Annotated in this window: 19 protein-coding genes; 13 read left to right on the top strand and 6 right to left on the bottom strand. The window is 44.1% G+C overall.

Annotated features, from left to right (window positions below; genetic code table 11):
* The first annotated feature begins 44 nt into the window (after positions 1-44).
* Together B3D47_RS01315 and B3D47_RS01310 are read left to right on the top strand one after the other, a co-directional pair.
* Entirely contained in the window at positions 45-608 is a 564-nt protein-coding gene (locus tag B3D47_RS01315) for a hypothetical protein (RefSeq protein WP_286859537.1), read from the top strand.
* Positions 609-626: 18 nt separating this feature from the next.
* A complete protein-coding gene (locus B3D47_RS01310; RefSeq protein WP_278362155.1) occupies positions 627-1,088 on the top strand; it encodes a hypothetical protein in 462 nt (153 codons plus the stop codon).
* Between the two features lie 13 nt (positions 1,089-1,101).
* Here the strand turns inward: B3D47_RS01310 and B3D47_RS14765 are convergent, their stop codons facing one another.
* From B3D47_RS14765 to B3D47_RS01300, 3 genes are all read right to left on the bottom strand, one after another.
* Entirely contained in the window at positions 1,102-1,368 is a 267-nt protein-coding gene (locus B3D47_RS14765; RefSeq protein ID WP_005221073.1) for a hypothetical protein, read from the bottom strand.
* A gap of 36 nt (positions 1,369-1,404) precedes the next feature.
* A complete protein-coding gene (locus tag B3D47_RS01305; protein ID WP_004811196.1) occupies positions 1,405-2,022 on the bottom strand; it encodes an L-threonylcarbamoyladenylate synthase in 618 nt (205 codons plus the stop codon).
* An 86-nt stretch (positions 2,023-2,108) separates the two neighbouring features.
* Positions 2,109-2,771 carry an elongation factor P hydroxylase gene (locus B3D47_RS01300; RefSeq protein ID WP_286859534.1) on the bottom strand — a complete coding sequence of 221 codons (663 nt, stop codon included), beginning with the start codon at positions 2,769-2,771 and terminating at the stop codon, positions 2,109-2,111.
* Between the two features lie 99 nt (positions 2,772-2,870).
* Between B3D47_RS01300 and B3D47_RS01295 the strand changes: the two genes are divergently transcribed.
* From B3D47_RS01295 to lysM, 6 genes are all read left to right on the top strand, one after another.
* Positions 2,871-3,428, top strand: coding sequence for a YceD family protein (locus tag B3D47_RS01295; protein WP_004811191.1), 558 nt, complete (start codon positions 2,871-2,873; stop codon positions 3,426-3,428).
* Positions 3,429-3,505: 77 nt separating this feature from the next.
* A complete protein-coding gene (gene rpmF, locus B3D47_RS01290; protein WP_004279227.1) occupies positions 3,506-3,688 on the top strand; it encodes a 50S ribosomal protein L32 in 183 nt (60 codons plus the stop codon).
* A gap of 234 nt (positions 3,689-3,922) precedes the next feature.
* Positions 3,923-4,909, top strand: a complete 987-nt coding sequence (fabD, locus tag B3D47_RS01285; RefSeq protein WP_286859525.1) for an ACP S-malonyltransferase — start codon at positions 3,923-3,925, stop codon at positions 4,907-4,909.
* Positions 4,906-5,640 carry a 3-oxoacyl-ACP reductase FabG gene (gene fabG / locus B3D47_RS01280; RefSeq protein ID WP_005221077.1) on the top strand — a complete coding sequence of 245 codons (735 nt, stop codon included), beginning with the start codon at positions 4,906-4,908 and terminating at the stop codon, positions 5,638-5,640. Before fabD ends, fabG begins: the two co-directional genes overlap by 4 nt.
* An 86-nt stretch (positions 5,641-5,726) precedes the next feature.
* Entirely contained in the window at positions 5,727-5,963 is a 237-nt protein-coding gene (gene acpP, locus B3D47_RS01275; RefSeq protein WP_004646101.1) for an acyl carrier protein, read from the top strand.
* A gap of 184 nt (positions 5,964-6,147) precedes the next feature.
* Positions 6,148-6,654, top strand: a complete 507-nt coding sequence (lysM, locus tag B3D47_RS01270; protein WP_004811186.1) for a peptidoglycan-binding protein LysM — start codon at positions 6,148-6,150, stop codon at positions 6,652-6,654.
* 81 nt (positions 6,655-6,735) lie between these two features.
* Here the strand turns inward: lysM and B3D47_RS01265 are convergent, their stop codons facing one another.
* Positions 6,736-7,203, bottom strand: a complete 468-nt coding sequence (locus tag B3D47_RS01265; protein ID WP_004811183.1) for an Lrp/AsnC ligand binding domain-containing protein — start codon at positions 7,201-7,203, stop codon at positions 6,736-6,738.
* Between the two features lie 139 nt (positions 7,204-7,342).
* Here B3D47_RS01265 and B3D47_RS01260 point away from each other — a divergent pair, with 139 nt between their 5' ends.
* The 4 genes from B3D47_RS01260 (at position 7,343) to B3D47_RS01245 (ending at position 11,724) form a co-directional block, all read left to right on the top strand.
* Positions 7,343-8,602 carry a D-amino acid dehydrogenase gene (locus B3D47_RS01260; RefSeq protein WP_286859522.1) on the top strand — a complete coding sequence of 420 codons (1,260 nt, stop codon included), beginning with the start codon at positions 7,343-7,345 and terminating at the stop codon, positions 8,600-8,602.
* Between the two features lie 23 nt (positions 8,603-8,625).
* The gene (gene alr, locus B3D47_RS01255) at positions 8,626-9,738 is read left to right on the top strand and encodes an alanine racemase (RefSeq protein WP_005221089.1); all 1,113 of its coding nucleotides are present in this window, start codon (positions 8,626-8,628) and stop codon (positions 9,736-9,738) included.
* Between the two features lie 47 nt (positions 9,739-9,785).
* The gene (locus B3D47_RS01250; RefSeq protein ID WP_286859586.1) at positions 9,786-10,145 is read left to right on the top strand and encodes a RidA family protein; all 360 of its coding nucleotides are present in this window, start codon (positions 9,786-9,788) and stop codon (positions 10,143-10,145) included.
* A gap of 151 nt (positions 10,146-10,296) precedes the next feature.
* Positions 10,297-11,724, top strand: coding sequence for an amino acid permease (locus B3D47_RS01245; protein ID WP_286859520.1), 1,428 nt, complete (start codon positions 10,297-10,299; stop codon positions 11,722-11,724).
* Between the two features lie 63 nt (positions 11,725-11,787).
* On the opposite strand, the gene B3D47_RS01240 is transcribed toward B3D47_RS01245, so the two are convergent.
* The gene (locus B3D47_RS01240; protein ID WP_004811175.1) at positions 11,788-12,240 is read right to left on the bottom strand and encodes a CopD family protein; all 453 of its coding nucleotides are present in this window, start codon (positions 12,238-12,240) and stop codon (positions 11,788-11,790) included.
* 23 nt (positions 12,241-12,263) lie between these two features.
* On the bottom strand, positions 12,264-13,493 hold the full coding sequence (locus B3D47_RS01235; RefSeq protein WP_286859518.1) for a beta-ketoacyl synthase N-terminal-like domain-containing protein: 1,230 nt from the start codon (positions 13,491-13,493) through the stop codon (positions 12,264-12,266).
* Positions 13,494-13,769: 276 nt separating this feature from the next.
* Here B3D47_RS01235 and B3D47_RS01230 point away from each other — a divergent pair.
* Positions 13,770-15,168 (top strand): EcsC family protein (locus B3D47_RS01230; RefSeq protein WP_286859516.1); only part of this gene is annotated, 1,399 nt, incomplete at its 3' end.

Raw genomic sequence — 15,168 nt, 5'->3', positions numbered from 1 at the left:
TATGCTGATGAATAAAACAACTAAAAACAGGACGGGTGATCAATATGCCTATTATGCTGGTACTTATTGCCGTGATTGGCTTGGGGGTATTCTGGGGTTATCCAAAAGACGAAATGATGCAACTTGAAGACCAAGCACGTCAGCAGCTTCAATCAGGTAAATTTGCCGAGTTAGAAGCGAAGTATCAACCCATACTTCAAAGAGAAAAGGTAGAGCTTACGATTCTGGATCAGTATCCAAATATTCGCTTTTATACACGCTGGCTTGAAAATGAAAATAAAAAACTTTCTGTAAAGAGTGAACAGAATGTCAAAAACATAGCCTGTGATTCTGTTGAGGCTTTTCAAAACTTTGATTACAAGTCTCGAACTGCAGTCTTAAATGTGATTGAAGAAGATCAAATTGTTTTTCATATGAATGTCAAAAATAAATTTGGTACGGACATGATGCAACATCAGCAAAAGCTGTTGGATTGTCCAAGTTTTTTACAAATGAGAGCATTAAAAGCTGGGGAAGAATATATCCCACCACCTCAAAAAAATACCCCAGTAGATATGGTTGCACTTGCTGCATCGGTTTCGGAAGAGGCTGCGCAACCTTTAAGTTAAAATCCTACGGATAAAAATATGAATATAAAATTTGTTGTTGTTGGCCTTTTAGTGATTGCCGGACTATTTTTTGGAACTGAAAAGTATTGGGAGCATAAGTTTCAACAGCAGGCACGAGATAATCTAAAACAGGTACACATGGATGCACAGACTCAACAGCGACTGGAAAATAGTGGTCTGCCCATCTCTGGAGATATACTGAATCAGTATCCGAATATTATTACCTACATGAAACTTACCACTTTAGCGGATAATCAATTACCGGCAGAAATCCAAAGCCATGTACGACAACTTGGTTGTATGCAGGTTGACCAGTTACAAGGTCAAGAGCCAGATTTGGTAAAAGCCTATATAGCGGTTCTTGAAGAAGATCAGGTTTCATCCAGCTATACCATTCAAAATAAATTTGGCAAGGCTGTGTTTGAGCATAAACAGATACTAGCAGATTGCCCAAATTTTATGACTTTGAGTCAGTTATAAATATGTTGTAGTCCTACTGCTTTAACGCATATTCAATTATTCGCTGGCAGGTGTCTGCTAGACAGAGATTATTTGTTGAATAAATGTTCAGCAGTTTTCTTGTCATCGCAACTTCAAGAAAATACTGGTACTCAATATTGTCGATATTCAGACTTAAGACAGGCTTAGAATTCTTTTCGATAGAAATTGCCTTAGATTCTAATGTCCAAGGCCGTTTGACGTAGATCAGATGATTGGCAGGAAGTTCATTCAAGTTTAGAAGGAGATAAAATAGATTCACTTTATTTCCTCCTAAAACTGAATTAAAACGTTTTAATTATTCAAAAGCAGTTACATCACCGACACCACGGCGAATTACTTCAGGTTGATCACCCGATAAATCCACGATAGAAGTTGTGCTTAATGTACCTAGGCCACTATCAATAAATACATCGATGCGTTTGCCGAGCTGCATTTCAATCTCGTATGGATCATCCATTGGATCAGTCTGATCTGGCAGGATCAAGGTTGAGGTTAACAGGGGTTCACCCAGTTCTTGAAGCAGCATCTGACATACGGGATTGCTGGGGATACGTAAACCGATGGTTTTTTTCTTCGGATGCATTAAACGTTTAGGTACTTCACTGGTAGCTGGCAGAATAAAAGTAGTGACAGCAGGCGTATTATTTTTCAGCAAACGATATACGGCATTGTCCACTTTGGCATAGGTCGCAATGTCCGATAAGTCACAGCAGAGAATGGCATATTGGTGCTTAGGGCCTAGACCACGAATCTGGGCAATGCGCTCCATGGCATTTTTATTTCCGATCTGGCAGCCAATTGCATAAGCGGCATCAGTTGGATAAACAATTACATCGCCGGCACGGATACGTTCCACGGCCTGACTGATCAAACGTGGTTGGGGGTTGTCTGGGTGTACGCGTAAATGCAACATAAACTCTGTCTCCGATCCTGTGCTGACTTTATTATGAGATTGCCTGCGACGGACATGCAATCTCAATAACGATAAATTTGTATAATTTAATCAAGCATTTCACGAATAAATTCGTCGGATTGTAAACTTTTGCCATTCCGTGTGCAGGCACAGATACAATCAATAAAACGTTTTGCGTCACGAGGTAGTTTGGCTTCACCACTAAAATAACGCTGTACCTGTGCATAGACATTATCTTTAAAGCTGCTGCCATTGCCGCCTTCACCGGTCAGGTTGTCTAAAGACACGCGAAATTTACGCCCAAAGGCTTTGGCAAACATCCATTCAATCGCCTGTGGCTTGATTTCTACCTGCTCAAATAAAGCTTGCTGTTCCTGGGTACGGCCATCTGGCGCATACCAGTAGCCCAGATCTGGCAATAGACGACGCTTATCACCAGCAATGGTCCAGTGGCTGATCTCATGCAGGGCACTATTGAAGAAACCATGCGCAAATTGAATGCGGGCAGGGGTATCTTCAGTAGCCGGGAAATATTCTGGTTCAAAATCACCACGGACTAATGTGACATTTAGGTGGGAAAACCAGTGATTAAAGTGTAAGATGAGCCAATCAACCTGTTCCGCTTCTGAGGATAAATTCGCCCACGGTAAGCGTTGCACTTGCTGTAGTGAGCTGTCAGAATCGGAGGTTGAAAGTGTGCTAACGAGTGATGAAACATTCACTTCTGTTTGCGGCTGCAACAGATGCATGACTGAAATTACCCAATTGGTCTGTCTAAAAATAAGTACAAAATTGTATCTTAATCTTTGACAGAGTTCTGATGAATTTGTAGAATTGCCGCCTTAATTATGTCAGCAAATACCTTTCCGGCACAGATTGAGCCGTTTAAATGGGCTGAACAGGGCTTTAAATGGTCAGGTCAACTGCCTTTATCCCGCTTTGTTCGTATTGCTCGTGAAGCTGTTGGATCAATTGATGATCAATTGATTAACATAGACTGTAAGCTATCAATGGATGCTTATCATCGCATTGTGTGGCTAGATGGCCATGTTGAAACGAAGGTTCCAATGGAATGCCAGCGTTGTCTGGAAACCGTTGAGATTGAACTCGTTTCAGATTTTCATCTTGCCCTTGTGGATGACGAATCACTGATAGAGCGCTTGGATGAGGATGCTGATTTCATCGTCTTAGGTGAAAGTGAAGCAACGACGAAAGGTTCATATGATGCACCTGCCACCGCTGATTTACTGGCACTCATAGAAGATGAATTGTTATTGTTGATGCCGTTGTCTCCTAAGCATGATGTTTGTGAGCATAAGCACCAACCCGCTCAAGAAGAAGTTGTTGAAGAAAAACGGGACAATCCGTTTGAAGTTTTGGCAGCTTTGAAGGGTAAACTTAACTAATTTTTGTGTTATACTCATACGTATAAGACAATCGAATTTGTTCTGATCCATTTTTTCGATATTTGTAAGGAGCCATCATGGCCGTTCAGCAAAACCGTAAAAGTCGCTCTCGCCGTGACATGCGCCGTTCACATGACGCTTTAACTGAGAATGCATTAACTGTAGACCAAGCTACTGGTGAAACTCATCGTCGTCACCACGTATCTAAAGATGGTATCTACCGTGGTCGTCAATTATTCGCTAAAGCATCTGCTGAATAATTAATGATGTATTAAGCGTCAAGCTTGATAGAAAAAATGGGAGCGTTAAGCTCCCTTTTTTTTGTCTGTCACTTTTAGGCACTTTAATAAAGTCGGGCTTTTTGTTGTATTTGGCAATTACCCCAGCCAAAATTACGTGCTAAATTGCGCTCCACAATGAGTTAGGTGGTATTTAGCTGTTAATTTTCATCAATTCTGTGAAGATTAGCGCCTCTTAATTGAAAGGATTTTATTATGTCTGCTAAACAACTCGAGCAAGCAGCTCAGGCAACCAAAACTGCATTTGTATTCCCGGGTCAGGGATCGCAGAAGGCGGGCATGCTCGCTGAACTGGCTGAGCAGTTTAGTAGTGTAGGTGACACATTTGCCGAGGCATCTGAAGCAGTAGGCTTTGATCTGTGGCAGATTGCACAAAGTGGTGAAGGTCTGAATCAGACTGAATTTACTCAACCGGTCCTTCTGACTGCATCGATTGCATTATGGCGTGTATGGCTGGAACTGGGTGGTGTTGCACCAAAGTATCTGGCTGGCCACTCTTTAGGTGAATATAGTGCGCTGGTTGCGGCGGGTGCGTTAAGCTTGGGTGATGCAGTGAAACTGGTCAACCTGCGCGGTAAGCTGATGCAAGATGCAGTCCCACAAGGTGTCGGTGCAATGGCGGCAATTCTAGGTCTGGAAGATGCTCAGGTTGTGGAGCTTTGTGCACAGGCAACAGCAGCCGGTGAAGGTTCGGTTGAAGCAGCCAACTACAATGCCAAAGGTCAAGTCGTTGTTGCAGGGAACAAAGATCGTGTTGATGCGGTGATTGAGCTGGCAAAAGAAAATGGCGCTAAAGCGATCGCATTGCCCGTATCTGTTCCATCCCACTGTTCACTGATGAAACCTGCCGCTGAACAGTTTGCTACGGCTTTGGAACAAACTGCCATTGAGCTACCACGTATTCCTGTAATACAAAATGTGGGCGCGGAAATTGCAACAGATGTGAATGCATTACGTCAGGCACTGACTGCGCAATTGTATGAATCTGTACAGTGGACCAAAACCCTGCAATTCCTTCAAGACGAAGGTATTGCATATATCGTGGAATGCGGTCCGGGGAATGTACTTGCCAATATAGCAAAACGTTTACCAAATATCGAAAAAGCACTTCCACTGGACAATCAATCCCGTCTGGAAGATGCATTAAACACCGTATTGGTGGCAGAAGGGAAAATTGCATGACACAGGAACGTAAAGTTGCCTTGGTGACAGGTGCAAGCCGCGGCATTGGTGCTGCAATTGCGCAACAACTCATTCAGGATGGCTACTTTGTGGTAGGAACTGCCACTTCTGAAGCTGGCGCTGAGAAATTATCTGCACAGTTTGCTGAAAATGGCGCAGGTAAAGTCCTTGATGTGCGTGATGGCGCAGCCATTGATGCACTGGTGACTGAAATTGAACAGAACTATGGTCCAGTTCTTGCGTTAGTGAACAATGCTGGTATTACCAAAGATAACCTATTGCTGCGTATGTCAGAAGATGACTGGGATGATATCCTGAACATTCATCTGAAAGCCGTTTATCGACTTTCCAAGCGTGTCCTGAAAGGCATGACCAAGGCACGTTTCGGTCGTATCATTAACATCAGTTCTGTAGTGGCGCATTTTGCTAACCCGGGTCAGGCGAACTATTCTGCTGCCAAAGCAGGGATTGAAGCGTTTAGCCGCAGTCTTGCCAAAGAAATGGGTAGCCGTCAAATTACGGTAAACTCTGTGGCACCAGGCTTTATTGCCACTGAGATGACTGAACAGTTAAGTGAAGAAATTCGCAAGAAAATGAGTGATCAAGTGGCATTGAACCGTCTCGGTGATCCACAAGATATCGCAAATGCCGTAAGTTTCTTGGCTTCTGACAAGGCAAGTTACATTACAGGTACTGTAATTCACGTAAATGGTGGTTTATACATGAGCTAAGGGGCTTAAGTATAAACTTTCCAAATTTTTTAGATTCAATTAAACTAACGGCATTAAAAACGCCACAAGCAATGAGGAGAATTCCTGTGAGCGATATCGAACAACGCGTTAAGCAAGCGGTTGCAGAACAACTTGGTATCAAAATCGAAGAGATTAAAAACGAAGCATCTTTCATGGATGACTTGGGTGCTGACTCTCTAGACCTAGTTGAACTGGTAATGTCTTTCGAAAATGACTTCGACATCACAATTCCTGATGAAGATTCTAACGAAATCACAACTGTTCAATCTGCGATCGACTACGTTTCTAAAAAACTTGGTTAATCGTTGATTCTTAGCTCTGCTAAGCCTAAAGACCACCGCAAGGTGGTTTTTTTGTGCCTGTGTTTTTCTTAATGGTAACTTACATTCATTAACAGGAAGCTTACCAATGATTAACTTCTGCTTAGGTGAATTCCGCTATAAACAATAGGGAGATAAAAATCAGACGACAATAAGGGAGTCTTCCATGGGTATTTTTGATTTTGTAAAAGGTATTGGTAAGAAAAATACCGCAGCGGCAGAACCGCAACAGACACCTGCTGCACAACAAGCACCTGCGGCTGCGCCTAAAGCAGCTCCGGCAGAGCCATCGGCACAAGAAATTGCCAACAAGTTATTGGGTCATGTTAAAAGTTTAGGGTTGCCAATTAAAGGTTTGTCGATTAGCTATAACTCTACTTCTGATCTGGCAACTGTGCGTGGGCAGGTTCAAAATCAGGCCGATCGTGAAAAAATTATTCTCGCGGTAGGAAATATTGATCATGTGGCCAAAGTGGATGACCAGCTTACGGTGAGCAGCCCTGAACCGGAAAGTAAATTCTACACGGTAAAATCAGGCGACAGTTTGTCAAAAATTTCTAAAGAATTTTATGGCGATGCCAATCAATACAACAAGATTTTTGAAGCCAACCGTCCATTATTAAAAGATGCTGATGATATTTTCCCAGGTCAGGTACTGCGTATTCCTGATTAATATTTTTGAACTTTCAGATTTTTCAGATTAATGGCAAGGCTCCCTTTGGGAGCTTTGTTGTTATTGTCGATAACTAGAGTATCAAATACCGACATCCAGATATAGCGTCTCTTTTACTTCCTCCATCACCACATAACTGTGTGAAGAGGCGGAAGAAGGTAGTTTCTTTAATAGATCGCCCAGCAGGCGGCGATAAGCACTCATCTCTTTCAAGCGCGCTTTGACCAGATAATCAAAATCTCCAGAAATCAAATGGCATTCCAGTACTTCAGGAATTTCACTCAGGTCTCGTGCGACCTGCTCAAATACATCACCGGATTTGGCTGAAAGTTTGATTTCAAGAAAGACCAGTAAATTGCGTTCCAGCTTTTCTGGATTGAGTCGGGCGTAATAGCCCATGATAATGCCATCGCGTTCCAGTCGCTTCACACGCTCAGAGCACGGGGTGGTGGATAGGTTCACCCGAGCTGCCAGTTCACTAATCGCAATACGTCCATCACGTTGCAGAATATCCAGAATCATACGATCAATACGGTCTAATTTGCGCATTCATTATTCCCTTAATTTTTTAAAATCACGCGAGAAATCTAGTGGATTCACTGAATATATTACTTTAAAACAGTGAAATTCACTATTGATCCAAAAATATACTAGTTAAATCAACTAGAAGGATTTTGAGGGTAAGGCAATGCGTGTTTTGGTCTTAGGTAGTGGTGTAATCGGTGTGGCAAGTGCCTATTACCTGGCACAGCAGGGTGCAGAAGTAACTGTACTTGACCGTCAGACTGGCCCTGCTGAAGAAACCAGTTTTGGTAATGCAGGTCAAATCTCTCCAGGTTACTCGACACCGTGGGCAGCACCTGGCATTCCATTCAAAGCGGTGAAATGGATGTTTCAGCATCACGCACCCTTGGCGATTAATTTAGATGGCAGCATGTGGCAGTTGAACTGGATGGCGCAAATGCTGAAAAACTGTAATCCAGCCAGCTATGCCATTAACAAAGAACGTATGACCCGTGTAGCTGAATATAGCCGTGACTGTTTACGTGAATTGCGTAAAGAAACCGGGATCAGCTATGAGCATCGTTCCAAAGGTACTTTACAGGTATTTCGTAATGAAGCCCAGTTGGACATGGTGCAACGTGATATCGCTATATTACAAGAGTGTGGTGTGCCGCATGAATTATTACTGGGAGCTGATTTGGCAAAAGTTGAACCTGCCTTGGCACATGCTCAAGATAAACTGGTCGGTGGCTTACATTTACCCAATGATGAAACCGGTGATTGCTATCTATTTACCAACGCCTTAGCCAATGTTGCCAAAGAATTGGGCGTACAGTTCAAGTTTAACCAGAATGTGGAACATCTGCTAACTGAGGGCAATGAAATTAAAGGTGTTGTCGTCAATGGTCACGTATTCACTGCGGACAAATACGTGCTGGCATTTGGTAGTTATTCACGTGATTTCTTGAAACCGTTGCATCTGGATTTACCAGTTTATCCGGTAAAAGGCTATTCACTCACGATTCCAATTGTCGATGCCAATTTTGCGCCGCAATCTACGGTGCTGGATGAAACTTACAAGATTGCTATCACTCGCTTTGACCAGCGCATCCGCGTGGGTGGTATGGCTGAGTTAAGTGGCTTTAACCACAACTTAAAAGATAATCGCCGTGCCACTTTGGAAATGGTTACCCAGGAATTATTTCCGGGTGGTAATTTGACTGAAGCCAGCTTCTGGACGGGGTTACGTCCAATGACACCAGACAGTACGCCAATTATTGGAAAAACCCGTTTTAAAAACCTGTTCCTGAATACCGGACATGGCACTTTGGGTTGGACCATGGCCTGTGGTTCGGGCAAGTTAATCAGCGATATTGTACTGGATCATAAAACCGAGATTAGTACGGAAGGGCTGTCGCTCGGACGCTATTCACACGCGGCTTAAATTACTGTTTCAAGGAAGAATCTATGCCACGTCCAATTCAAGCTGTAGTGCATTTAGATGCATTGCAGCATAATCTGAATATTGCTAAAGCTTCTGCTCCAAATGCTGAAGTGTATGCTGTGGTCAAAGCCAATGCCTATGGTCATGGCATTGAACGGGTTTATGCGGCATTTCAGTCTGCAGACGGTTTTGCTTTTCTGGATATTGAAGAAGGTAAGCGGCTACGTGCACTGGGATGCAAAAAATCACTGCTGTTGCTCGAGGGTATTTTTACGCTAGCGGATTTATTTGCATGTGCAAAGCATGACATGAGCTTTGCCATTCATTCTCGTCATCAAGTGCAATGGCTGAAACAGTTTGCCGAAATAGCCCCGGATGCACAGTTTGATGTGTTCTTGAAAATGAACAGCGGCATGAACCGTTTAGGTTTTCAGCTGCATGAATATGCAGATGTTTGGCAACAGTTAAGCCAGTTCGAAAATGTACGCTCAATGACGCATATGACCCATTTCTCCGATGCGGATGGCGAGCGTTTTGGATTGGATGGCATTGAACATCAAAACCTGATTTTTAGCCAGACCATTCAGGGGCTTGAGGCTAAAACCTCACTCAGTAATAGTGCGGCCATTCTACGCCATCATCAAAGCTTGCATTCCGATATTGTACGTAGCGGCATCATGCTCTATGGCAGTTCACCAGATTATCCAAGCCATAGTATTCAAGACTGGAATCTCCAACCAAGTATGAGCTTACGCAGTGAAATCATTGCTATTCAAGATATTCAGGCTGGGCAAAGTGTCGGTTATGGCTCTAACTTTGTTGCGGAGCAGGCGATGCGAATTGGTGTTGTGGCTTGTGGTTACGCGGATGGTTATCAGCGTATCAGCCAGACCGGTACGCCCGTGCTGGTAGATGGCGTCAGAACCCAGACGATTGGCCGGGTCAGTATGGATATGCTGACAGTTGATCTGACTGAACTTCCTCAAACGAACATTGGTAGTGAGGTGCTGCTCTGGGGGCGGTCGACCCACGGCACAGTGCTGCCAATTGATGAAGTTGCAGCAGGATCAGGAACAGTGGGCTATGAGTTGATGTGTGGCATTACTACCCGTGTACCAGTACAGGTTGAAACCTGAAATTCAATATTGACCTATTAACGGAAAAATGGAGAGGAAAATTTATGATGGAACATAGCGATATTCAACGTATCCGCAGCAATCAGGTGATGAGTGCTGCCACTATTCACAACAAGACCGTGTATTTATCAGGGCAGGTGCCAACACGTACCGATCTGGATATACACGGACAGACCTTGGAGGTCTTTGCCAAGATTGATGAACTGCTTGCGCTGGCAAATACTGATAAAAGCCGGTTGCTTTCGGCGCAATTATTTATCAAGCATTTAGCTGACTTTAGCAACGTAAACCAACTCTGGGTGGAATGGCTGCAAGGTCATGACACTCCGGCACGTGCCACTATTCAGGCGGATCTGGTCAATCCAGACTGGCTGATTGAAATTGCAGTGATTGCAGCACAGCCCTAAGTTGTTCGGATGTTTGAGATCTCCCAACTTAATTTTGTAAGGACATCAGACCCGATCATTTAACTTTTTAAATGAAACTGCATCTGAATCAGGATTTCAGGAGGAAATCTGATCAGGTGAGCAAGGGTCTGATGCGAAAAAGGAACTGAAGATGAATACTACACCCTCTAGAGATGACGCAGCGCCGTCGCAACATGAGCTACAACGCAAGTTATCTAATCGGCATTTACAGCTGATTGCCATTGGTGGCTGTATCGGTACCGGCCTGTTTATGGGGTCGGGTAAGACGATTGCCCTGGCTGGTCCTTCGATCCTGCTGATCTATATGATCATTGGCGGGATGTTTTTCTTTTTAATGCGTGCTCTTGGTGAAATGCTGCTGTCGAATTTGCAGTACAAGTCTTTTATCGATATGGCGCATGATCTGATTGGTCCGGGTGCAGGCTATTACATTGGCTGGTCGTACTGGTTGGGCTGGGTTCTGGTTGGTATTGCTGATCTGGCTGCGATTATTAACTACCTGAATTTCTGGTTACCCGAGGGTACAGTCTTTACCCCGATGGGACAGGCGCTGATCAGCGCTGCCTGTGTGCTCTTGATTTTGGGTATTAACCTGGTGACAGTAAAACTCTTTGGTGAGATTGAATTCTGGTTTGCCCTGATCAAGATTCTGGCAATTATTGGCCTGATTTTTGTTGGTGGTTATATGGTCTTTAGTGGTTTTCAGGCGCCAAGCGGTGCGACGGCTAGCTTTAGTCATGTCTGGTCAGATGGGCTGTTCCCGAAAGGGGTGACGGGCTTTCTGGCAGGTTTCCAGATTGCGATGTTTGCTTTTGTGGGAGTGGAGCTACTAGGCACTATGGCGGCTGAAACCAAAGACCCGGAAAAGAATTTACCTAAAGCCGTCAATGCGATTCCCACCCGTATCATTTTGTTCTACGTATTGTCATTGCTGGTGATTATGGCAGTCACGCCATGGAGCCAGATTCCTGCAGATCAGAGCCCATTCGTTAGCCTGTTCTTATATGCGGGGATTCCAACGTCCGCCATTATCATGAACTTTGTGGTCTTGTCTTCCGTGATGTCTTCGATGAACAGTGGCGTATTCTCCACCAGCCGGATGCTGTTTGGTCTGGCGCGGGGTGGTCAGGCACCGCAAGCCTTGGCACAACTGTCGAGCCGAGCAGTTCCGGCGAAAGGTCTGATGTTCTCCTGTACCTTTATTCTGCTGGGTGCAGCATTCCAGTATTTTGTACCGAATACGATGGAAGCCTTTACCTTGGCGAGCTCACTCTGTGTGATCCTGTTTATCAGTATCTGGAGCATCATCATGGTGTGCTATATCCGTTACCGTAAGCAGCAACCGGAAAAACATACTGCTTCGACTTTTAAAATGCCGGGCGGTGTATGGATGTCTTATATCGTGCTGGCATTCCTGTTCTTTGCGTTGGTGATTTTGAGTCTGGAACCAGATACCTTGAAAGCCTTGATGATCAGTCCGTTATGGCTGTTAATTCTAGCGGTGACCTATCGTGTGCTGTATCTGCCAAGAGTTCGTAAGCTTCAGGTAGAGATGTAAATTTTAGAATCTAAGACATAAAAAATCCCCGACTGAGCAGGGATTTTTTATTGAGTAGCTAAACTAGAAGGTAGGTTTAACCACCACCAGAATCACCACTGCAAATAAGAGCAGGGTTGGCATCTCATTAAAATAACGCCAAAACTTGTGTGACTTGTAATGGGCATTATCAATCAGCTTCTTGCGGTAATAACCACAGACCAGATGGTAAATCACCAATAAGCCGACCAAGCCGACTTTAAGGTAGAACCATAAGGCTTCATGATAATGACGCGTTGCATCACCCCAATCCACCAGAAAGTGTGCCGTAATCAGGGTGGCCAGCATGGCTGGCCACATGATGCCACGGTACAGCTTACGCTCCATGACTTCAAAGCGTTGATGACTCACGGTATCTTCGCTCATGGCGTGATAAACATATAAACGTGGCAAGTAAAACAAAGCCGCGAACCAGCAAACCACTGCAATAATATGTAATGCTTTTACCCAAAGGAAAGCATCAGAAGGAGCATCCATCAAGTCACCCTAAATTGGGCAGCTTAGCCTTCCCATTTTTTGAAGATGAGACAGGCATTTACGCCGCCGAAACCGAAACTGTTACTCATCACAGTATTCAATTTTGCGTCACGTTTTTCAAGCACGATATCAAATGGTTTCGCACCTTCATCCAGCTCAGTCACGTTGATGTTTGGCGCAATAAAGTCATTTTGCATCATTAGAACTGAATAAATTGCTTCTTGAACGCCAGCAGCACCCAGGCTGTGACCTGTCATAGACTTGGTCGAGCTAAGTGAAGGAACCTGGCCTTCACCAAATGCACGTTCCATTGCCTTAAGTTCTGTGATGTCGCCTGCTGGAGTAGAGGTACCATGCGTATTTACATAGTCAATCTTGTCTACGCCATGCTGTTTTGCTTCTTCTAAAGCCATCAATACACAACGCGTTGCACCTTCACCACTTGGCGCAACCATATCGGCACCATCAGAGTTCGCTGCATAAGCCACAACTTCCGCAAGAATATTGGCACCACGTGCTTGAGCGTGTTCAAGGGATTCAAGCACCACGAAACCGCCACCGCCAGCAATCACGAAACCGTCACGGTCTGCTGAATATGGACGAGATGCAGTTTCAGGTGTGTCATTGTATTTCGAACACAGTGCACCCATCGCATCAAACAGCAAGCTTTGAGACCAGTGATCTTCTTCACCGCCACCGGCAAGCATCAAGTCCTGTTTACCCAATTGAATCAGGTTATAGGCATAACCAATCGCATCAGCAGAAGTTGCGCATGCGCTGGTAATTGAGTGAGCAATACCTTGAAGTTTAAGCGCTACACCAACGTTGGCTGTAATGGTATTTGACATATTGCGGGGTACGAAGAACGGGCCAATTTTACGTGCACCTTTTTCTTCGAGTAATTTCGCCATTTCTATTACAGATGCTGTTGAGTTACCGCCTGAGCCGCCTGCAATACCATAGCGTGGGTTGCCCGCCAGATATTCCGGTTTCAGACCAGCATGCTCAACCGCTGCAATTGCCGAATTGTAGGCATACATGGCACAAACACCCATAAAGCGTTTGAGACGACGGTCGATATTGTCAAAATCCTGCTCAGCAGCCGCGCTGACATGACTTTTAAAGTTCAGTTCAGCATAGACTGGATTTAAACGTGTGCCTGAAATCCCGTTTTGTAAAGAGTGAGTTACATCTTCCAATGTATTTCCGATGCATGAGTTAATACCCATACCAGTGATGACAACACGTTTCATCTACAGATCCTTATAGTTCATCTTTATGGTCAGGGGAGATATTTAGCGTTTTCATCAAGCGTTAAATATGATGCTGACCCATTGTTCACAATGAGGAACATCATAACAGAAAGATTTTTGAAATCTTATGGCAAATGTTATGCCCAGTACGCTGTACATTTGAATAGAGATTCCTACACAGAGGGATTACTAAATGAAACAGAATAAGGTTGAGATAAACGCTGCTAGCACCTAGTATTTATACAAAATACAAGCACGTGCACGCTGAGGTAAGGAATGACAAATACCAATAATAAACAATCAAATGGCTTCATCTCCAGTGCGTTTGGAGTGGCGAAAAAGTTCAGTACAACAGGTTTGGATCTATTCAACCATGTTGCACCTGATTCGGTTTCGAAGGTCACACAAGCGCTGAATGTAGATAAGGTAGTCAATGGCGCAGCTCAAGCCAAGAGTCCATTTGAATCAAAAAAATACGACAATCCACAGGAGATGTTACGTGAACATCTACCGAGTGTATCGCGCCAGTTGTTTGGCCGTCATTTCGATACAGTGAATAATGTTACGCATTTCATTTCGCCCAAGTTTAGCGAAAAAGTGTCAGATTATTTCTTTGATCATCTGAATCAGTTTACCAATGATATCAGTTCAGTAGATGCCGTTCTCGATGAAGCGGGGGTGCGTGATCTGGAGGAACTCACCCAAGATGTTGATCGTTCTAAGCGTATTTCTCAAGCGTTTGGTGAACAGAATAAATGGATTGCTGCAGTTCAAGGTGCATTCTCAGGGGCAACTGGGGTAATTGGTACAGCAGTGGATATTCCTGCATCTTTGGTGCTGGCACTGCGTACTATTTATCAGGTCGGCCGTTCTTATGGCTTTGATTTAAGTAAAGAAGAAGATCAGGATATCGTGCAGCATATTTTCCGTCAGATTGATTTGGGTCTGATTGCAGAAAAGCAAACTGTATTGTTGGGCTTAAGAGCGCTAGGTGCTACTTTAAAAACCCATGACATTTCCCAGCTGCAAGCCATGTTGGGTTCAAGTAATGATACTGAGCTGCTACGCAAATTCCTGCATCAGGAAGATGGTCAGTCGAAATGGGAATGGATGAATCATATACCGAAAGTTTCCCTGATTGAACAACTATCTAAATTGGTACCGTTAGCGGGTGCTGGGGTAGGCGCAGTATATAGTCGCCGTTTTGTCGAGGATGTTAATCAGAAAGCACAGGATGTGTTCTCGAATGCACGTCAATATCTGCTACAGCATCGTGACAGCTCTGTTTCTGTTTTAGAGGCCTATGAAAAATCTAAAGCATTGCTGCAACAGGCTGCACCAAAACTACTGGAAAATATCAAGAAAAATGGTCATGCCGGTGATGAGTTAATTTTAGATAAAGAGATTCCGATTGAAGGGAATGATCATATTACTCAGGTAAAAGTGCTGAAAAAGACAGATTCTCAAGTCACAGATGAAGCAAAAGATGAAGAGGTCAGTGAAGGCTTGGATTCATTAGCTGATAAGTTGGTAGAACCGGTTGCGGATAAGTATGTACAGCAACCAGCACTGAGTGAGCCGGTACCTGAAGATATCGAAGATACGCTTGCACAGGCAGAAGCTGATGGCGATGTCACAGACGAGGCCGAAGTCGCTGCCGCTGATACTGAAAATG

Source organism: Acinetobacter sp. UBA3461, from assembly GCF_002381195.1.
GTDB lineage: Bacteria > Pseudomonadota > Gammaproteobacteria > Pseudomonadales > Moraxellaceae > Acinetobacter > Acinetobacter schindleri.
Note: the sequence above shows the minus strand (reverse complement) of the source record. Positions and strands in the feature narration are given on the sequence as shown.